The sequence below is a fragment of the Hydrogenophaga taeniospiralis genome (assembly GCF_020510445.1).
GTDB lineage: Bacteria > Pseudomonadota > Gammaproteobacteria > Burkholderiales > Burkholderiaceae_C > Hydrogenophaga.
The window spans coordinates 3,365,481-3,383,368 of sequence record NZ_JAHBAG010000001.1 but is presented as its reverse complement, the minus strand read 5'-3'; the positions used below and the strand labels follow the sequence as shown (position 1 = coordinate 3,383,368).

Genomic DNA, 17,888 nt, shown 5'->3' with positions numbered 1-17,888 from the left:
GGACGGGGTCGTGTTGCGTGGGTCAGTTGCCGGCGACGGTGGTGGGCTTGCCGGCCTCTCCGACAAAGACGACCAACAGCCGACTCGGGCCCTCAGGGGCCACGTTGAAAGCCTGGTGCTGGCGGTTCTGGGATTCGATGAAAGCCTGTCCGGCCTTGTAGCGCTGGGGTTGACTGCCTTCGGTACGCAGCTCGATTTCGCCATCAAGCACATAGACATACACCGGCACTGGGTGCATGTGCAAAGGCGTGCGGCCGCCTTTTTCCAGGGTCCCGATGACCGAAACCATTTCGGGGTTCGCCGCCGGATAGCGAATGGGTTCGTTGTCGCGTGTCATGCCGGTCTTGAGCAACGGCTGGGTTGTGAAGCCGGCGGGAAGCGGGCTGTCCTGCGTGTGGCCGGGGAGGTGGGCACCCAGCAACAGCAGGGCGGCCAGGGGTATGCAACGTACTGTCATTTTCATGCTCCTTGATAAATGCCACTCGAAGCGGCGACTCACGTGACGACCTTGAGGATCTCCCAACGGGTTGAACCGGAGACGACCAACGGCTCCACCCGCAGGGCAAATGCCTTGTGTTCGGGAAAATGCGCCAGCTGATCCCATTGGGACTGCAGTTCGGCCATGTCCGGGCAGCGCACGTCCACGGTGATGAGCGACTCGGCGGCACCGACACTGCCGGTCAAGATGGTGACGTCGGTCTGTCCGATGTCACGTCCTATGGTTTTCCACCAGTTCCTGATCTCATCGATCAGCTCCTGCTTTAGCCCGAAACGGGCGTTGACTTGCCAACGTGCGACGATCATGATCGGCTCCAGGTTGAATAAGGGGAGTTCATGTTGCCCAAAGGAGCGACGTGGTGTCCTTAAGAAACTCTTGTCTTTTGCTGGTCTTTTGCTCCAGCGGATCCCGGCTCCGTTCGTGAGGAATCATGGACATCCTGTTCGAAGACTTCGTACTGGACATGGCGCGGCGGGAGCTCACCTTCAGGGGCTCGGAGGTGGCCCTTGAGCCTCAGGTCTTCGATCTGTTGGCATACCTGGTTCGTGAACGTGAACGGGTCGTCGACAAGGACGAGCTGGTCCGGCAGATATGGAAGGGCCGAACCGTATGCGACTCGACCATCGAAAGCCGCCTGTCGGTGCTCAGAAGGGCACTTCATGACGACGGGCGCAGCCAGCGGCTGATACGGACCTATGCGCGCAAGGGCGTGCGTTTCATTGGCCAGGTGAGGGGAGGAACGAGCCCGGGCGGGGCCATCTCCCAGATATTCCCTCTCGACGGTGTCGTGATCGATTCGCCAGCGACGCCCAAGCCGGGCCCGCGCCCGTCGGTGGCCGTCATTCCCTTCGACAACCTGAGTGGCGATCCCGTGCAGGATCACCTTGCCGACGGTATTGCAGCAGACCTCATCGGGCTGCTCACCCGCTGCCGCACACTGTTCGTGCTGGCCCGCAACGCGAGTTTCGGCCTCAAGCGCGCGAGTCCGAAGATGGCCGCGACGGCGTTGCAGGTGGACTACCTGGTGGATGGCACCATCCATTGCGCGCAGGGCCGCCTGCGCATCAGCTTCCAGCTGGTCGATACCCGCCACGGCTACGCCGTGCTGGCCGAGCACTACGACCGCGACATGGGAGACATCTTTTCCGTGCAGGATGACATCGCCGAGAAGATCGCCGGGCGCATCGAACCCGAGATTGGGCATTTCACGCGTCGGCACCTCGTGCGGCACCCACCGCGCTCACTGGAGGCCTGGGACCATTTCCATCTGGGCATGTCGCACCTGTACCGGGCCACCCCGGGCGACAACCGGGAGGCGCAGGCCTGGCTGCGGCGTGCGGTCGAGCTCGATCCGCAGTTTTCGCTCGCCTACGCATTCTTGTCCTACGCCGTCGTGCTCAGCATGATCTACTTCGATGCGCCGCCAGTGCCCCAGCAGCTGGATGAGGCCCTGAACATCGCACTTCGGGCCGTCGAGCTCGATGACCAGGACGCATCCGTGCGTTTTGCGCTGGGCAGGGTGCTCACCGTCAAGAAGCGTTACAGGGACGCGATCGATGAAATGGCCTTGGCAACCACCCTCAATCCGGCACTGGCCATCGCCTGGTGTGGCCTGGCGGATTCATACGTCTACATGGGTGACTTCGAGCGCGCCGATCCCTTGTTTCAGCATGCGCTCGACCTCAGTCCGCACGACCCCATGCGGTGGGCCTTTCTTTCGTACCGAGCGCAGGCCAAGCTGTTCGCCCGCGACTTCGCGCGGGCCAATGCCTATGCCAGCCAGGCGGTACGGGCTCCGAATTGCCACTATTGGCCGTTTGCTCATCGGCTCGCCGCGCTGGGGCACATCGGTGCGGGCGAAGAGATCGCTAGCGCGCTTGAACAATTGCTGGAGCGCAAACCCGACTTCAATTGCGACTGGACCCGGGAACGGCTGTTCTATGTGCTGGATGCCGATCAGCTGGACATCTATGTTGACGGGTTGCGCCGAGCCGGTGTTCCGGATACGGCGGCCTGAAGATCGATGCTTGTCGCTTGTTTATTAACATAATATACATCGTGGAACATAAAGCCAAGCCATGCCGAGGAACACTTTGATACAGAAAACCGCTGTCGCGCCCGCGTCGGCGGCCGATACATGGGTTGTTCAGGGCGTGTGGCAAGAGCCGCGATGTTCTTTCGGACAACGGCGCTTCGTTGGACGCCGCGTCCGAGCATTCCACCACTTCGGCGATACCGGGCGCCTCTCAGCATTGACCTTTGGAGCACACCATGGTTGACCATCCATTCCTGACCATAGGCGTCGTCATGAGCGCCTTTTTCTGGGTGCTGCAATGGGCGGGCGAACATCTGCGCATGTTCCTCTGATCCATCCGCCCCAACAAAAAGGCGCCCGCAGGCGCCCACAAAAAAGCCCGGCCAATTCCTGCGCCGGGCTTTTTTGTTCAAACACAGCACTCAGTCTTCGACAAAGGCCTCTTCGCGCTTTTTCTTGATGGAGGGCATGAGCACGACCACCAGCAACAGGGCCGCGATGGCCAGCAGGCTGGCGGACAACGGCCGCGTGACAAACACCGACCAGTCGCCGCGTGAGATCAGCAACGCCCGGCGCAGGTACTCTTCCATCATCGGCCCCAGGATCAACCCGAGCAGCAAGGGTGCGGGCTCACAGCCGAGCTTGATGAAGATGTAGCCGATCAGGCCGAACAGCGCCACCATCCAGATGTCGAACACGTTGTTGTTGGTGGAATAGACCCCCACGGCGCAGAACAGCACGATGGCCGGGAACAGCCATTTGTACGGCACGGTCAGCAGCTTGATCCAGATCCCGATCAGCGGCAGGTTCAGGATGATCAGCATCGCGTTGCCAATCCACATCGAGGCGATCAGGCCCCAGAACAGTTCCGGGTTGCTGGTCATGACCTGCGGGCCCGGCTGGATGTTGTGGATGGTCATGGCACCGACCATGAGCGCCATCACGGCGTTGGGCGGAATGCCCAGCGTCAGCAGCGGGATGAACGAGGTCTGGGCACCCGCGTTGTTGGCCGCTTCCGGTGCGGCCACGCCCCGGATGTTGCCTTGCCCGAAGGGCACTTCACCCGGGTGCAGTTTGGTCTTCTTTTCGATCGTGTAGGCCGTGAACGAAGACAACAAGGCGCCGCCACCGGGCAGGATGCCCAGCACCGACCCCAGCGCGGTGCCCCGCAGCACGGCCGGAAGCATGCGCTTGAAATCGGCGGCGGTCGGCATGATGCCGTGCACATCGCCCGTGAAGACTTCGCGGTGCTCGTCGGGCTTCGACAGGTTGCTGATGATCTCGCCGTAACCGAACACGCCCATGGCGATGGCCAGGAAGCTGATGCCGTCGGTGAGCTCGGGGATGTCGAAGCTGAAACGCGCCACGCCGGAGTTCACGTCGGTGCCCACCAGGCCCAGCAGCAGCCCCAGCACGATCATGGCCAACGCCTTGAGCAGCGAGCCCGATGCCAGCACCACGGCGCCGATGAGACCCACGACCATGAGGGAAAAGTACTCGGCCGGGCCGAACTTCAGCGCAATTTCGGTCAGCGGAGGCGCAAAGGCGGCCAGGATGAGGGTGCCCACGCACCCGGCGAAGAAGGACCCCAGACCGGCCGCGGCCAGGGCCGGACCTGCCCTGCCCTTGCGCGCCATCTGGTAACCGTCGATCACCGTCACCACCGACGAGGACTCGCCGGGCAGATTGACCAGGATCGCGGTGGTGGAGCCGCCGTACTGCGCGCCGTAGTAGATGCCGGCCAGCATGATCAGCGCGGCCACCGGGGGCAGCCCGTAGGTGGCGGGCAGCAGCATGGCGATGGTCGCCAGCGGACCGATGCCCGGCAGCACACCGATCAGGGTGCCCAGCAGGCAACCGACGAAGGCGTAAATGAGGTTCTGGAAGGTGAAGGCGACGCCGAAACCCAGCGCCAAATGGTCAAACAGTTCCATTGTGTGTGCTCCTGATCAGTTCGAGAGGAACGCAGGCCACACCGGGAACTGCAGGTTCAACAGATAAACAAACGCACCGTAGCTGCCGATGGCCAGAAAGGTGGCCAGGATCAGCGCCTCTTTCAGGCTGGCGCCTTTGCGCGCCATGCTCGCGATGAGCACCAGCGCGTAGATGGAGACGATGAAGCCCATGGCGGGAATGCCCAAGGCCGGCAGACCCACCAGCAACGCGCCGAAGGCCAGGTTGGCGCCCAGCACGTACCCCAGCGGACGCCAGGCAAACGCACCCACGAGGTCCCCGCCCGGCGGGCCGGCCTTGAAGGAATTGATGGTGACGATGATGCCCAGGATCACCAGCAAGATGCCCAGCATGAGCGGGAAGTAGCCGGGGCCCATGCGTGCACCCTCCCCCACTTCATAGGTGGTGGCGCCCCAGGCAAAGGCGCCGCCCACCGCGGTGAACATGAGTCCCGAGAAAAAATCTTTCTGACTGGCCAGGGCCACGATGCGTCTCCTCAAGTTTTGGATATGCACGCATTCTGAGGGCCGCAGGGGGCCCCGGCCATGTGGGTTACACCTACCCGAGGGCTGGTGCAACCCACGCCCGCGAGGAGGGGCGAACCGGTTACCAGCGGCCTTGGGGCTGTCTGGCGCGCACGAAGGAGGCGATCAGGCTGGCATGGGCGTCGCGCTGGGCCCGGCGGGCGAAGTCGATCGCGGTCATGCCCTGTTCATTGCGGATCATCGGGTCCGCGCCCTCTTCCAGCAGGAGTTGCACCACGTCCGTCGAACCGTAGTGCGCGGCCATCATCAGGGGCGTGCTGTGGTTGGGCGACTCGGCATCGATGTAGGCGTGGTGTTCCAGCAGCAGGCGCACCATGTCCGTGCTCACGGGCGTCGCGTTGCTGGCGGCGTAATGCAGCGGCGTCCAGCCCGGCTTGTTGACCTCGGCCTTGCGCTGGATGAGCCGGCGGGCCTGCGCCAGATGGCCTTTGAGCGCCGCCATCATCAATGGGCTTTCGCCCTGGGCGTTGCGCGCCTCGACCTGAACCACCGTCTGGTCGAGCAGGAAATCCGCCACCTTCAAGGATCCCTCACGCAGGGCCAGAAACAGCGCGTGGTCTCCATCGGCATTGCGGGTGTTCAGGTCAAAGCCTCGCAGAGTCAGCGCGATCACGGCCGATTCGTCGTCACGCACGACAGCTTTGAAATAGTCTTCAAATGATCCGGCGTGAAGCGTTCCTAAAAAACCAATAAACCATGAAATAACAATCAACTTTATCGATTTATTAAAGTCATTTCTCAGCATGGTTCACCCCGTCACTCGATCAAACAGGCATTCGAAATTGCGGCTGGTGGCCTCGGCCACGTCCTGCAGCGCCAGCCCTTTGATCTCGGCGATCTGCTGCGCCACGAAGGGCACGTAGGAAGGGTTGTTGGTCTTGCCGCGGTGGGGCACCGGCGCCAGGTAGGGGCTGTCGGTTTCGATGAGGATGCGCTCCAGCGGCACGAAACGGGCCACCTCGCGCAGGTCGGCGGCGTTGCGAAAGGTCAGGATGCCGGAAAACGAAATGTAGAAATCCAGCTCCAGCGCCGCACGGGCCACCGCCTCGGTTTCGGTGAAGCAGTGAAACACGCCGCGTGAAACGGCCTGGCCGGACGATGGCTGGGCCAGGCTGGAAAAACCACCCTCTTCGCGCAGGATGGCCAGCGTGTCCTCGGACGCGCTGCGGGTGTGGATCACCAGCGGCAATCCGGTCTGCCTTCCGGCCCGGATGTGCGTGCGGTAGCGATCGCGCTGCCATTCCATGTCGGCCACACTGCGCTCGCCCAGCCGGTAATAGTCCAGCCCGGTCTCACCGATGCCCACCACGCGCGGGCGGGCGGCCCGCGTCAACAAATCGTCCAGCGTCGGCTCCAGAACGCCCTCGTTGTCCGGGTGCACCCCCACGGTGGACCACAGGTTGGTGTGCTCGCGCGCCAGCGCGTGCACGTCCTCAAACTCTTCCAGCGTGGTGCAGATGCACAGCGCACGCTCCACCTGAGCCTGCTGCATGGCTTCGAGGATGGCGGGCAGCCGCTCGCGCAGCTCGGGAAAACTCAGGTGGCAGTGGGAGTCGGTGAACATGAAGCGGGGCGATCCATCAAAGACAGCGCCCGCCGGCCATGCGGGCAGGCGGGCGGGTGTTCAGCGGGGCTGGCGGGCGCAGCCGGACTCAAATGGTCTGGGTCGATCGTTCCGAACCCAGATGGGAACCCAGGATGTCCTCGATCCGGTGCTTGAGCAGGCGCGATTTTTCGTCGGCCGGGAAACGAATGCCCACACCCTGCGTGCGCCCACCCTGGGCCTTGGCGGGCGTGACCCAGGCGACCTTGCCAGCCACCGGGTAGCGTTGCGCGTCATCGGGCAGGCTGAGCAGCACGTACACGTCGTCGCCGAGGCGGTATTCACGCGCCGAGGGGATGAAGATGCCCCCATCGGAGAACAGTGGGATGTAAGCCGCGTAGAGCGCCGCCTTCTCCTTGATGGAGAGCTGGATCACGCTCGGGCGTGCGGCATTCGCTGACAAAGGAGGGGAAGTGCTCATGGCGCTCAAGTTTAGCGGCAAACCCGTGGCCAGCGAGCGGCCTGCTGGCCATGGGGCACAGCGGGCGGTACTCAGCCGCGGGTTGCCTTGCTGCCAAGCGCCAGACGGGTGCTGGCGACCCAGGCCTCTTGCATCAGACCCGGATTGAAGGGGTGTTCCACGGTGCGCGCGGCGTCCATCAGTTCGCGCGACCAGCGCGCCAGGATGCCCCAGCGCGGGGCCGCGGGCAGATGATCGGCGGCAAAAAAGCGCGGCGCGGCGCCCGAGGCCGACGCCATCAGATCGTGGCAGAGCTTTTGCAACACTTCGAGCTGCTGGGCCGCGGGCCAGTCGGCCAGGGTGCTCCAGTCCCCTTGGGCCAGCGCCTTGGGCAGCAGGCCCCAGGCTTGGGCGCTCAGCCCGGTGCGAGCCCAGGCGAGCGCGTCATCGGGTCGCCCGCCCGCCGCGAGCAGCCACACCCTGGCTTCTTCGGCGGTGGCTTTTGGCGCACCCTGCGCGCGGGCCTGCGCCAGCAGCCACTCCAGCGCTTCGTCCGGGTCCGGCCAGGTCATGGCGTGGGTCTGACAGCGGCTGCGGATGGTGGGCAAGAGCTGGTGCGTGGCTTCGCTGGCCAACACGAAGCGCGTGTCGCCCGGCGGCTCTTCCAGGGTCTTGAGCAGGGCGTTGGCGGTGACGTGGTTCATGCGCTCGGCCGGGTACACCAGCACCGCGGTGCCGCGTCCGCGCGCGCTGGTGCGCTGGGCAAAGGCCACGGTGTCGCGCATGGCTTCCACGCGAATCTCCTTGCTCGGCTTGCGCTTCTTGTCGTCGATCTCTTTTTGCGCCGACTCGGACAAGGGCCAGCCCAGGGCCAGCATCACGGTTTCGGGCATGAGGACCACGAAGTCCGGGTGGGCGTGGCTGCCGACCAGGTGGCAACTGTTGCACACCCCGCAGGCACCCGTGGCGGTGGGCGCTTCGCACAACCAGGCCTGGGCCAGCGCCAGGCCCAGTTCGTACTGCCCCAGGCCCGAGGGCCCCTGCAGCAGCCAGGCGTGTCCGCGCTGACCGAGCAGCCGCGAGAGCTGGCGCTGGATCCAGGGCGCGGGGGCCGTTGCGGCGTGGGACGGTTCCGTCATGGCCGTGCGCTCAATGCGAACCACCCGGAGCCACGGGCGTGCCGGGCCACCAGCCACGCCGCGCAAAAGTGTCGACGATGTCTTGCCAGACCCGCTCGCGGGGCTGGTCGGCGTTGATGCGGGCGAAGCGCTGCGGTGCGGCCTCGGCACGCGCGGCATAACCGGCCGCCACGCGCCGGAAAAACGCGACCGGCTGGGCCTCGAACCGATCGGGCGCGCGGGCATCGGCCAGGCGCGCCGCCGCGATCTCGGCGGGCAGGTCGAACCACAGCGTCAGGTCGGGTTGGCGAATCGCGGGGGCCCGCACGGCGGGCGTGGTCTGTACCCAGCGCTCCAGCACCGAGAGTGTGGCCAGGTCGAACCCCCGTCCACCGCCCTGGTAGGCAAACGTGGCATCGGTGAAGCGGTCGCACAGCACGGCGTCCCCGCGCGCCAGCGCCGGCTCGATCACGTTCAGCAGGTGGTCGCGCCGCGCGGCGAATACCAGCAGCGATTCGGTCAGCGGGTCCATGGCCTCGCCCAGCACCAGGGCGCGCAGCTTCTCGGCCAGCGGTGTGCCGCCGGGTTCGCGCGTGAGCGTGACGCTGCGCCCCTGCAGGCGAAACGCCTCGGCCAGGCCCGCGATGTGCGTGGACTTGCCCGCACCGTCGATGCCCTCGAAGGTGATGAATAGTCCGGCGGGAAGGGGCGTGCTGGGTTCGGACATGGTGTTCAGCGCTTGAGCTGGAAGCGGCGCACCGCCGCATTGTGCTCGTCGAGGGTGGCGCTGAACTGGCTGGTGCCGTCACCGCGCGCGACGAAATACAGCACCGGCGTGGCGGCCGGCTGCACGGCGGCCCGCAGCGAGTTCCAGCCCGGCATGGCGATCGGCGTGGGCGGCAGGCCGGCGCGGGTGTAGCTGTTGTAGGGGGTGTCGGCCTGCAGGTCCACACGGCGCAGGTTGCCGTCAAAGTGTTCGCCCAGGCCGTAGATCACGCTCGGATCGGTCTGCAGGCGCATGCCGATGCGCAGCCGGTTGTTGAACACGGCCCCCACCATCGGGCGGTCGCGCTCGACGCCGGTCTCTTTTTCGATGATGCTGGCCAGGATCAGGGCCTCGTCGGCCGAGCGCAGCGGCGTGTTGGGCGTGCGCTCGGCCCAGGCCTGGGCCAGTCGCTCGTCCATGGCCTGCGCGGCCTGGCGCAACACGACCGATGCCGGGGTGTGTTTGACCATGCGGTAGGTGTCGGGGAAAAAACGCCCTTCGGGGTGGCGCTCCGGGTAACCGATGCGCGCCATCACCTCCTCCGGGCTCAGGCCGTCCAGGTCCTGCGTCAGGTCGGGCGAACTGCGCACCGCCTGCAGCAGGTCGCGGATGTTCCAGCCTTCGACCAGCGTCAGGCTGCGCAAGGCCTGCTCGCCGCGCACCAGCTTGTCCAGCAGGCTGCGCGGCGTGGTGCCCGGCGCGAATTCGTAGGTACCCGCCTTGATCGCGCGCGACTGGCCTGAAAACCGGAACCAGGCGTACAGCAGCACCGAAGAGGTGCGCACCCCGGCCTGGCTCACCGCCTGGGCGGCGGCGCGGGCCGACGCCCCGGGGGGCACGTTCACTTCCAGCGGTGTTTCGGCGCTTGCCGAGGGCGGCATGTCCAGAGGATTCTGCAGCCACCAGGCGCCCAGCGCGGGCAGCAGCGTGGCGACGACGACAGCAACGACCAACAGTTTGAAAGCGCGCATCAGGGGCTTGGGTTGAACAGGGGCAGGAAGGGGGATAAACCAGGGTCAACCCGGCGGCGAACCGGGCCAAAGATCATAATCGACCGCTGTTTCCCAGCCCTTTGATCACCCGGCCCCACCATGACCCTAGTCACCCCTTTCACCACGCTTGACCCGGCCCGGCTGCAGGGCGCCACCCCCCTGCCCCAACTGGGGGTGATCCGCGCCCAGGGCGAGGACGCGGCGAAGTTCCTGCACGGGCAGTTGACACAGGATTTTTCGCTGCTCGGCCTGTCCGAGGCGCGGCTGGCCGGCTTCTGCTCGGCCAAGGGCCGCATGCTGGCCAGTTTTGTCGGCTTCAAGCGCGCGCACGACGACATCCTGCTGGTCTGCAGTCGCGACGTGCTGGCCGCCACGCTGAAACGGCTGTCCATGTTTGTGTTGCGCGCCAAGGTCAAGCTGGTCGACGCCAGCGATGCGTTCCAGATCTGGGGCCTGACGGGTGCCGCGTTGCCCGCAGGTGCGCAGAAGCCCTGGAGCCTGACCGGCGGGCCCGATGACGGCCAGACGGTGCGGCTGTACCCGGGCGCGGGCGTGGCGCGAGCCCTGTGGGTCGCACCGGCCGAACAACCGGCCCCGGCCGGCGAGCGTTTGCCCGAGACGCTCTGGGCCTGGCTGGAGGTGCAGAGTGGCGTGGCCACCCTCACCCAGCCCATCGTCGAGGCCTTCGTGCCGCAGATGCTCAACTACGAGTCGGTCGGCGGCGTGAACTTCAAGAAGGGGTGTTACCCCGGCCAGGAGGTCGTGGCCCGCAGCCAGTTTCGCGGCACGCTCAAGCGCCGGGCCTATCTGGTCCATGGCGACGGACCGCTGCAGGTGGGGCAGGAGGTGTTCCACGACAGCGACGCCAGCCAGCCCTGCGGCACCGTGGCCGCCGCGGCGCCCCACCCCGAGGCCGGTTGGGACGCCATTGTCTCCATGCAGACCAGTGCTGCGGCCGGGGGCCAACTGCGCGCGGCCAGTGCCGACGGCCCGGCGCTGACCCTGTTGCCCCTGCCCTACCCGCTGCTGGACGACATCTGAGCGCCTGAGCCGGCCACGCACGGCACGGAAACCGCCATGTGCCTGATTGCTTTCGCCATCGACGCCGATCCGGCTTGCCCGCTGCTGATCGCGGCAAATCGCGACGAGTTTTTCGACCGCCCCACCGCACCGCTGCACCGCTGGACATTGCCCGACGGCCCCACCGTGGTGGCCGGGCGCGACCTGCGCGACGGCGGCACCTGGCTGGGCGCGAGCGACACCGGTCGCGTGGCCATGCTCACCAATGTGCGCAGCGCCCAACCCGGCCCCGGCCAGCGCAGCCGGGGCGAGCTGGCCACCCGCTGGCTGCGCGGTGACAGCGACGAGGCGGCCCTGCTGGCGCACATCGACCCGGCCGCCTACGGTGGCTTCAACCTGGTGGTGGGCGACTTCCGCAGCGGTGTCTGGGCCTGGCTCAGCAACCGCCACCCCGAGCGCCCCCACGACGACAGCGCCATGGCCCTGCACCACCAGCGCTTGCTCGGCGGCGTGTATGGCCTGTCCAACGCCGCGCTGGACACACCCTGGCCCAAGACCGAACGTTTGAAGGACGCGCTGGGCGCATCGCTGCGGCGGATGGCGGCGACGGACGAAGCCTGCGGCTGGTTGCCGCCCCTGACCGAAGCGCTCGCCGATCGGCAGGCGGCGGCCGCGCACGAGTTGCCGTTGACCGGTGTGCCGCCCGAGGTGGAATCGGCACTGTCCAGCCCCTTTGTGCGCATGCCCGAGCGCGGCTACGGCACACGCAGCAGCGTGGTGCTGCGCGTGCAACCCGCGACGAAGCCCCCTCAGGCCGAGGCAGACACCCCGCGCTGGCAGGTGCAGATCAGCGAATGGACACACACACCCGGCCCCGCGCCGGACGGCCCGCACGCCTGGGCCGAGCAGGCCCGGCGCAGCGAAACCCTGGTCTGGTGAAAGCGGGCAGACCGCATCCGCGGCGCCACGCGACCCTCAATGCGCGAAACGGTCCAGCCGAGCCGCGTTGTGGGGGACGTCCTACCGCAGCGGAACGAACATCTCCTGGTGGGCGATGCCCGCTTCGTCGAACGGCTCCCCCCGGCGCTGGTAACCCAGGCGTTCGTAAAACCCCTCGGCGCTGCGCTGCGCGTGCAGCATCACCTCGCGATCGCCGCGCGCGCGGGCCGCGTCCGTCAAGGCCTGCAACACCTGCTGGCCCAGATGGCCGCCGCGCAGCACCCGGTTTACCGCCAGCCGGCCCACCTGCGACACGCGCGGTGCGCCGGTCGGGATCAGCCGCCCGGTGGCCACCGGCTGGCCCAGCCGGTTGTGGGCCACCGCGTGCAGCGCCGTCAGGTCCGCCTCGTCGTGCTCCAGGTCTTTGGGGATGCGCTGCTCCTGCACGAACACCTCGGTGCGGATGCGCTGCGCGTCGGCGCCGAGTTCGTTCCAGGCGCCCAGCTTCACTGTGCTCATGGTTTCGCCGGCCTCGTAGCCCATGAGAATGTCGCGCAGCGCCTGCGGCACCGGGCGCGAGGTCTGGCTGCCCGGGTCGGCGAACACGTAGACGATGTCGCCCGAGATCAGGTGTTCGTCGCCCCGGAAGATGGCGCCGGTGAACTGGATCGATGAGGTGCCGATGCGGCCGCATTTCATGGCCACCTCGATCTGGTCGTCCACCCGCGCCGAGGCGTGAAACTCCAGCGTGGCCTTGACCACATACAAATCGCCTTCGAGCCGCTGCATGGCCGCCTCGTAGGGCAGCGCCAGCGCCCGCCAGTAGTCGGAGATCGCGGTGTCGAAGTACATCAGGTAGTGCGCGTTGAAGACAATCTTCTGCATGTCCACCTCGGCCCAGCGCACGCGCAGGCGGTGGACAAAGCGGAAGTCGGATCGTTTGAGGCTCATGGGGGGCTCCGGGTCGGTGGCGGTGGGCTCAAAAAGCCAGGGCCGTCAAGCATAGTGCCGCCGGGCATCCCTGGCGGTCACCGGTTTGTCCGGAGGATGGGCGCCCAGCACCGCCCATCCATTACCTCGGATTCAAGCGCCCGATCCCCAGGCCTGGCGCAGCGCACGCGCCGCATCGTTGTGGGCTTTGAGCGCCTGCGGGATGGCGCGGCCGAACTGGATGAAGCCGTGCACCACGCCGGCGTAGATCTCCAGATCCACCGCCACGCCGGCCATGCGCAGCCGGTCGGCGTACAACACGCCCTCATCCACCAGCGGGTCGCATTCGGCCAGCCCCATCCAGACCGGTGCCACGCCCTCCAGGTCGCGCAACTGGCCGCGTTCGTCCACACCATCGAGTGGCGCGAAACGCCAGTCGTCGCGCTCGGCCGGGCTGCGCAGGTAGTGGCCAAAGAAAAAGCCGATATGTGCTTCTTCGAGCAGGAAGCCCTTGGCGAAGCTGTGGTGCGAGGGCGTGTTTTGGTGGCCGGCGGTGCCGGGATAGAACAGCAGCTGCAGTGCCAGCGGCCAGCCAGCGTCGCGCGCGGCGATGGCCGTCACGGCCGACAGCGTGCCGCCCGCGCTGTCGCCGCCCACAGCGATCCGGGCGCCGTCCAGGCCCAGCGCCGGCGCCTGTTCGCGCAGCCAGGCCAGGCTGTCCCAGGCGTCGTGCACCGCGGTGGGAAAAGGCCACTCGGGCGCGAGCCGGTAGTCCACCGAGAGCACCGCGCAGTGGGCCAGGTGCGCCAGGTGCCGGCACAGCGGCTCGTGCGTGGCCACACTGCCGATGGTGAAGCCGCCGCCATGAAAGAACAGCAGCACCGGCAGCGGCTGCCCGGTCGCGGGCGCGAACAGGCGTGCCGGCAGGGCGTGGCCATCGCGCGTGGGGATGCGCAGGTCTTCCACGCGCGCGAGCTTGTGTGGGGAAACCTCAAGCACACCCGCACCGGCTTCGTAGGCCTGTCGGGCCTGCTCGGGGGACAGGGCGTGCATGGGCGGATGCCCGGCGCGGGCGATGCGGTCGAGCAGTCCGCGCATGGCGGGCGTGAGCAAGGCTCGGGGGTTGGCGTGGTGCGGCATGCGGTGCGTTTTTTGTGAGGTCTGGCCGTCGAGGTGGCCCATGTCCTGTGCGGGACCGTCGCATCGAGTGCGGCATTGGCCCGGGAGCGCTGCGGTCGTATAGTTTTGAATCCTAATTCAGACCACAACACAGCGAGACAAGCATGGCCCAGATCCTCTATGTGACCAACATCCTGATCGACTTCGGCGCCCTGGCGCAACTGCAGGCCGAGTGCGAGCGGGTGGGCATCACACGCCCGCTGATCGTGACCGATGCGGGCGTGAAGGCCGCGGGCCTGCTGGACAAGGCCCTGGCCGCCCTGCCCGACCTGCAGCCTGCTGTGTTCGACCAGACGCCGTCGAACCCGACCGAGGCCGCCGTGCGCGCGGCCGTGGCGGTGTACCGGGCGCAAGGCTGCGACGGACTCGTTGCGCTGGGCGGCGGCAGCGCCATCGACTGCGCCAAGGGCGTGGCCATCGCCGCGGTGCACGAAGGCCCGCTGAAGACCTACGCCACCATCGAAGGCGGCTCGCCGAAGATCACCGACCGCGTGCCGCCGCTGATCGCCGTGCCCACCACGGCCGGCACCGGCAGCGAGGTGGCGCGCGGTGCGATCGTGATCGTGGACGATGGCCGCAAGCTCGGTTTCCACAGCTGGCACCTGGTGCCCAAGACCGCCCTGCTCGACCCCGAACTCACGCTGGGCCTGCCGCCCATGTTGACCGCGGCCACGGGCATGGACGCGATCGCCCACTGCATGGAAACCTTCATGGCGCCGGCCTTCAACCCGCCGGCCGACGGCATCGGGCTGGACGGCCTGATGCGTGGCTGGGCGCACATCGAGCGCGCCACCCGGGATGGCCAGGACCGCGAGGCGCGGCTCAACATGATGAGCGCCAGCATGCAGGGCGCGATGGCGTTCCAGAAAGGGCTGGGCTGCGTGCATTCGCTCAGCCACAGCCTGGGCGGCGTCAACCCACGCTTGCACCACGGCACGCTCAATGCGATGTTCCTGCCCGCCGTGATTCGCTTCAACGCCGAGGCCGAGTCGATGAAAAAGGACCGGCGCCTGGACCGCATGGCCCATGCCATGGGCCTGCACAGCGGCAGCGACGTGCCCGAGGCCATCGAGGACATGAACGCCCGCCTGGGCCTGCCCAATGGCCTGGCCGCCATGGGCGTCACGCCCGACCTGTTTGACAAGGTCATCGAAGGAGCCCTGGCCGACCACTGCCACAAGACCAATCCACGCATCGCCAGCGCACAGGATTACCGCGCCATGCTCGAAGCGGCCATGTGAGCGGCCTGCACGGCACCCCCGATCGGGGGATACTTGGCGCCCAGCATCAACGAACCGGAGACCGCATGAAAGCCGTGAACATCCTCAAGACCATTGGCAACACGCCACACGTCCGCATCAACCGCCTGTTTGCCGGGGCCTCGCAGCAGGTGTGGATCAAGTCCGAGCGCAGCAACCCGGGTGGCTCCATCAAGGACCGCATCGCGTTGTCCATGGTGGAAGACGCCGAACAGTCCGGCGCCCTGCAGCCCGGAGGCACCATCGTCGAGCCCACCTCGGGCAACACCGGCATCGGCCTGGCCATGGTGGCCGCCGTCAAGGGCTACAAGCTGGTGCTGGTCATGCCCGACAGCATGTCCGTCGAGCGCCGTCGCCTGATGCTGGCCTACGGCGCCTCGTTCGATCTCACGCCGCGTGAAAAGGGCATGAAAGGCGCCATCGCCCGGGCCGAAGAGATCGTGGCCAGCACCCCTGGCGCCTGGATGCCACAGCAGTTCAACAACCCGGCCAACGTCGCGATCCACGCCAAGACCACGGCCGCCGAAATCGCCGCCGATTTCCCCGAGGGTGTGGACGTGCTGATCACCGGCGTGGGCACCGGCGGCCACATCACCGGCTGCGCGCAGGTGCTGAAAGCGAAATGGCCCCAGCTCAAGGTGTACGCGGTGGAGCCGGTGGCCTCGCCCGTGATCTCGGGCGGCAGCCCGGCGCCCCACCCGATCCAGGGCATTGGCGCGGGCTTCATCCCCAACAACCTCGACACCACGCTGCTCGACGGCGTGATCCAGGTGGACGCCGAACCCGCCCGCGAGATGGCGCGCCGTTGCGCGCGCGAAGAAGGCATGCTGGTGGGGATTTCGTCGGGCGCCACGCTGGCGGCCATCGCGCAGAAGCTGCCGGAACTGCCAGCCAACGCCGTGGTGCTGGGTTTCAACTACGACACCGGCGAACGTTACCTGTCTGTCGACGGTTTCCTGCCGGCCTGAGGAGGCCGCAAGACGTCAAAGGGAGTGCCCGAGGGCACATCCCTCCCCCCATGGAAGCCATGGGGTCGCTGGCTTTCGTCAGGCGCTTTCCTTGACGACGCGCCCATGGAGCGGCTGCAGGGGCCGCGCGTTGGCGTTGTACAGCTGGCGGAACGCCTTGATCTGCTGGGCGCCCAGCTTCACGGGTTCCTTGAGCACCATCCATTGCACGCCCTCGGAACAGGGCGGCGTGGTCAACGAGCCGGCAAAGCTGTAATAGCCCTTCTTGGCGGGCAACAGGGTGCTGGCATCCAGGGTGAGGCCGTCCACCGTCAGTTGCTCGCCCACGCGTGGCAGGTGCTCGAAGATCGGCGCCCAGGCCGCATTGGTCTTGCCGGGCTGGATCAGCACGGCCACCACGCCCAGCTTGCCGTCCTCGCCCTTGTGCACGAAGTGCGCCACCATGGCCGCGCGCTTGCCGCCAATGGCTTCTTCGCTGGGGGTGTGGAAGTGAAACTGCAGCAGCTCCATCGCCTTGCCATCCACCACCAGCTTGCTGCCCGCAGGCATGTTCACCTGCACGGTGTGCCCGTTGTTGACCAGCGTGGGGGCGCCAGCCGTGTATTGGAAGTCCAATGCGGGCAGCGCTTCTTTCACGGTGTTGCGAATGTCGATGGGGCTTTGCGCCATGCCGCGTGCGCAGGCTTCGAAGCCGGGTTCCAGCGCGCCCCAGTGGGCGGCGCCGTGTTCACCCTTGTATTCCCAATGCGGGCGGGCCCCTTCCGCGCCAGCCCAGGTGGCGGCGCACAGTGCGAGAGCGGCCACGGTGGTGTGCCGAATCAATTTCTGGTAATTCATGGTGTTATTGAAGACAGGTGAGGAAATGCCGCAGCCTGTCTGCACATCCACCGCACGCGCCGTGGCCCACCCCATGCATCACGGAAGGCCACTGGCAGCGCGGCAGGAACACAAACCGGCACACAACACTGACCCCGCAAGCTGCGGGGTCGCCGGATTCTGAACAAACGCGCCGCAACACGGCGGCATGCATCGCGCAAGGCCCTGATGCCGTGTCAGGCAAGCCGAGGAACGGCCTGGCCTAAGCACTGAGCATGTCAGATTTCTCAATGAAATCAGGCGAGTGCAACGGCTTCTTCAATAAAACCTTGAACTTTGAGGCCGTGAGACCCGCCGGGCCCGATCAGATGCGCGAGAGCTTGTACTCGATGAATTCGCTCGGGTAGCCCTCGGCGTCCTTGCCGGAGTCCGGGTCGCCGATCTGCAGCAGGGTGCCATCGCTGTGCAGCAGCACCTTGCTCGAACCCTGGTCGGAGGTGCCGGTGAACTTGTCGGCGGTCACGCCCGCGGTCACCTTGGTGCCCACGTGGGTCATCTGCAGATTCGTCAACACCTTTTCAGACTTCACGCTCGGGCCTGAACATGAGGTGCCGATGTAGGCATAGGCGATCACGTCGCCCGAAAAGCCGGTGGCGCTGGTCTTGGTGATGTCGGCCCGCAGGTGGGCCGAGGCGCCATCGTCGGTGTAGCACTCGCTTTCCCAGGATCCGATGTATTTGGCCACCACGTCGCCCGACGTATCACCGGGCAAAGGATCGTCGTTGCCACCCCCGCAGGCCGTCAGGGTGGCCATCGCCAGGCCCAGGCCGATCAGTTTGAAACGGGTGTATGTCGTCTTCGTCATC

Annotated in this window: 19 protein-coding genes; 5 read left to right on the top strand and 14 right to left on the bottom strand. The window is 66.7% G+C overall.

Annotated elements, in window-relative coordinates:
• Positions 1-22 precede the first annotated feature (22 nt).
• Positions 23-499 carry a cupin domain-containing protein gene (locus KIH07_RS25490; protein WP_226492946.1) on the bottom strand — a complete coding sequence of 159 codons (477 nt, stop codon included), beginning with the start codon at positions 497-499 and terminating at the stop codon, positions 23-25.
• Entirely contained in the window at positions 496-804 is a 309-nt protein-coding gene (locus KIH07_RS16145) for a hypothetical protein (protein WP_226492945.1), read from the bottom strand. The genes KIH07_RS25490 and KIH07_RS16145 overlap by 4 nt, the downstream gene beginning before the upstream one ends.
• A gap of 125 nt (positions 805-929) precedes the next feature.
• Here KIH07_RS16145 and KIH07_RS16140 point away from each other — a divergent pair, with 125 nt between their 5' ends.
• On the top strand, positions 930-2,516 hold the full coding sequence (locus tag KIH07_RS16140; protein ID WP_226492944.1) for a winged helix-turn-helix domain-containing protein: 1,587 nt from the start codon (positions 930-932) through the stop codon (positions 2,514-2,516).
• Positions 2,517-2,956: 440 nt separating this feature from the next.
• Here KIH07_RS16140 and KIH07_RS16135 read toward each other — a convergent pair whose 3' ends face one another.
• From KIH07_RS16135 to mltG, 8 genes are all read right to left on the bottom strand, one after another.
• Positions 2,957-4,468 carry a tripartite tricarboxylate transporter permease gene (locus tag KIH07_RS16135; RefSeq protein ID WP_226492943.1) on the bottom strand — a complete coding sequence of 504 codons (1,512 nt, stop codon included), beginning with the start codon at positions 4,466-4,468 and terminating at the stop codon, positions 2,957-2,959.
• Between the two features lie 15 nt (positions 4,469-4,483).
• Positions 4,484-4,972 carry a tripartite tricarboxylate transporter TctB family protein gene (locus tag KIH07_RS16130; protein ID WP_226492942.1) on the bottom strand — a complete coding sequence of 163 codons (489 nt, stop codon included), beginning with the start codon at positions 4,970-4,972 and terminating at the stop codon, positions 4,484-4,486.
• Between the two features lie 121 nt (positions 4,973-5,093).
• The gene (locus KIH07_RS16125; protein WP_226492941.1) at positions 5,094-5,666 is read right to left on the bottom strand and encodes an ankyrin repeat domain-containing protein; all 573 of its coding nucleotides are present in this window, start codon (positions 5,664-5,666) and stop codon (positions 5,094-5,096) included.
• Positions 5,667-5,780: 114 nt separating this feature from the next.
• Positions 5,781-6,596: a TatD family hydrolase gene (locus KIH07_RS16120; RefSeq protein ID WP_226492940.1), complete on the bottom strand. Its 816-nt coding sequence runs from the start codon at positions 6,594-6,596 to the stop codon at positions 5,781-5,783.
• 88 nt (positions 6,597-6,684) lie between these two features.
• Complete coding sequence (locus tag KIH07_RS16115; RefSeq protein WP_226492939.1) at positions 6,685-7,056, bottom strand: PilZ domain-containing protein; 372 nt, start codon at positions 7,054-7,056, stop codon at positions 6,685-6,687.
• 71 nt (positions 7,057-7,127) lie between these two features.
• Positions 7,128-8,174 (bottom strand): DNA polymerase III subunit delta', encoded by a 1,047-nt coding sequence (locus KIH07_RS16110; protein WP_226492938.1) that lies wholly within the window; start codon positions 8,172-8,174, stop codon positions 7,128-7,130.
• Positions 8,175-8,184: 10 nt separating this feature from the next.
• The gene (gene tmk / locus KIH07_RS16105; RefSeq protein WP_226492937.1) at positions 8,185-8,880 is read right to left on the bottom strand and encodes a dTMP kinase; all 696 of its coding nucleotides are present in this window, start codon (positions 8,878-8,880) and stop codon (positions 8,185-8,187) included.
• Between the two features lie 5 nt (positions 8,881-8,885).
• Positions 8,886-9,890 (bottom strand): endolytic transglycosylase MltG, encoded by a 1,005-nt coding sequence (gene mltG / locus KIH07_RS16100; RefSeq protein ID WP_226492936.1) that lies wholly within the window; start codon positions 9,888-9,890, stop codon positions 8,886-8,888.
• 120 nt (positions 9,891-10,010) lie between these two features.
• Here mltG and KIH07_RS16095 point away from each other — a divergent pair, with 120 nt between their 5' ends.
• Complete coding sequence (locus KIH07_RS16095; protein WP_226492935.1) at positions 10,011-10,952, top strand: YgfZ/GcvT domain-containing protein; 942 nt, start codon at positions 10,011-10,013, stop codon at positions 10,950-10,952.
• 36 nt (positions 10,953-10,988) lie between these two features.
• Positions 10,989-11,870 (top strand): NRDE family protein, encoded by an 882-nt coding sequence (locus KIH07_RS16090; protein ID WP_226492934.1) that lies wholly within the window; start codon positions 10,989-10,991, stop codon positions 11,868-11,870.
• 81 nt (positions 11,871-11,951) lie between these two features.
• Here the strand turns inward: KIH07_RS16090 and KIH07_RS16085 are convergent, their stop codons facing one another.
• Positions 11,952-12,821, bottom strand: a complete 870-nt coding sequence (locus KIH07_RS16085; RefSeq protein WP_226492933.1) for a YbgC/FadM family acyl-CoA thioesterase — start codon at positions 12,819-12,821, stop codon at positions 11,952-11,954.
• A gap of 132 nt (positions 12,822-12,953) precedes the next feature.
• Positions 12,954-13,940 (bottom strand): alpha/beta hydrolase, encoded by a 987-nt coding sequence (locus KIH07_RS16080; protein WP_226494730.1) that lies wholly within the window; start codon positions 13,938-13,940, stop codon positions 12,954-12,956.
• Positions 13,941-14,083: 143 nt separating this feature from the next.
• Between KIH07_RS16080 and KIH07_RS16075 the strand changes: the two genes are divergently transcribed.
• Together KIH07_RS16075 and cysK are read left to right on the top strand one after the other, a co-directional pair.
• Complete coding sequence (locus KIH07_RS16075) at positions 14,084-15,220, top strand: iron-containing alcohol dehydrogenase (RefSeq protein ID WP_226492932.1); 1,137 nt, start codon at positions 14,084-14,086, stop codon at positions 15,218-15,220.
• 65 nt (positions 15,221-15,285) lie between these two features.
• On the top strand, positions 15,286-16,206 hold the full coding sequence (cysK, locus tag KIH07_RS16070) for a cysteine synthase A (RefSeq protein WP_226492931.1): 921 nt from the start codon (positions 15,286-15,288) through the stop codon (positions 16,204-16,206).
• A 78-nt stretch (positions 16,207-16,284) separates the two neighbouring features.
• Here cysK and KIH07_RS16065 read toward each other — a convergent pair whose 3' ends face one another.
• Together KIH07_RS16065 and KIH07_RS16060 are read right to left on the bottom strand one after the other, a co-directional pair.
• Entirely contained in the window at positions 16,285-17,043 is a 759-nt protein-coding gene (locus KIH07_RS16065) for a carbonic anhydrase (RefSeq protein WP_226492930.1), read from the bottom strand.
• 343 nt (positions 17,044-17,386) lie between these two features.
• Complete coding sequence (locus KIH07_RS16060) at positions 17,387-17,887, bottom strand: hypothetical protein (RefSeq protein ID WP_226492929.1); 501 nt, start codon at positions 17,885-17,887, stop codon at positions 17,387-17,389.
• Between the last annotated feature and the right edge of the window lies 1 nt (position 17,888).

Excerpts from the sequence above, each read along its gene's own strand:
- KIH07_RS16145 (WP_226492945.1), bottom strand. The coding sequence starts at position 804 with ATGATCGTCGCACGTTGGCAAGTCAACGCCCGTTTCGGGCTAAAGCAG.
- KIH07_RS16075 (WP_226492932.1), top strand. The coding sequence starts at position 14,084 with ATGGCCCAGATCCTCTATGTGACCAACATCCTGATCGACTTCGGCGCC.
- mltG (WP_226492936.1), bottom strand. The coding sequence starts at position 9,890 with ATGCGCGCTTTCAAACTGTTGGTCGTTGCTGTCGTCGTCGCCACGCTG.
- KIH07_RS16140 (WP_226492944.1), top strand. The coding sequence starts at position 930 with ATGGACATCCTGTTCGAAGACTTCGTACTGGACATGGCGCGGCGGGAG.
- KIH07_RS16060 (WP_226492929.1), bottom strand. The coding sequence starts at position 17,887 with ATGACGAAGACGACATACACCCGTTTCAAACTGATCGGCCTGGGCCTG.
- KIH07_RS16065 (WP_226492930.1), bottom strand. The coding sequence starts at position 17,043 with ATGAATTACCAGAAATTGATTCGGCACACCACCGTGGCCGCTCTCGCA.
- KIH07_RS16095 (WP_226492935.1), top strand. The coding sequence starts at position 10,011 with ATGACCCTAGTCACCCCTTTCACCACGCTTGACCCGGCCCGGCTGCAG.
- cysK (WP_226492931.1), top strand. The coding sequence starts at position 15,286 with ATGAAAGCCGTGAACATCCTCAAGACCATTGGCAACACGCCACACGTC.
- KIH07_RS16120 (WP_226492940.1), bottom strand. The coding sequence starts at position 6,596 with ATGTTCACCGACTCCCACTGCCACCTGAGTTTTCCCGAGCTGCGCGAG.
- KIH07_RS16090 (WP_226492934.1), top strand. The coding sequence starts at position 10,989 with ATGTGCCTGATTGCTTTCGCCATCGACGCCGATCCGGCTTGCCCGCTG.
- KIH07_RS16080 (WP_226494730.1), bottom strand. The coding sequence starts at position 13,940 with ATGCCGCACCACGCCAACCCCCGAGCCTTGCTCACGCCCGCCATGCGC.
- tmk (WP_226492937.1), bottom strand. The coding sequence starts at position 8,880 with ATGTCCGAACCCAGCACGCCCCTTCCCGCCGGACTATTCATCACCTTC.
- KIH07_RS16115 (WP_226492939.1), bottom strand. The coding sequence starts at position 7,056 with ATGAGCACTTCCCCTCCTTTGTCAGCGAATGCCGCACGCCCGAGCGTG.
- KIH07_RS16085 (WP_226492933.1), bottom strand. The coding sequence starts at position 12,821 with ATGAGCCTCAAACGATCCGACTTCCGCTTTGTCCACCGCCTGCGCGTG.
- KIH07_RS16135 (WP_226492943.1), bottom strand. The coding sequence starts at position 4,468 with ATGGAACTGTTTGACCATTTGGCGCTGGGTTTCGGCGTCGCCTTCACC.
- KIH07_RS16110 (WP_226492938.1), bottom strand. The coding sequence starts at position 8,174 with ATGACGGAACCGTCCCACGCCGCAACGGCCCCCGCGCCCTGGATCCAG.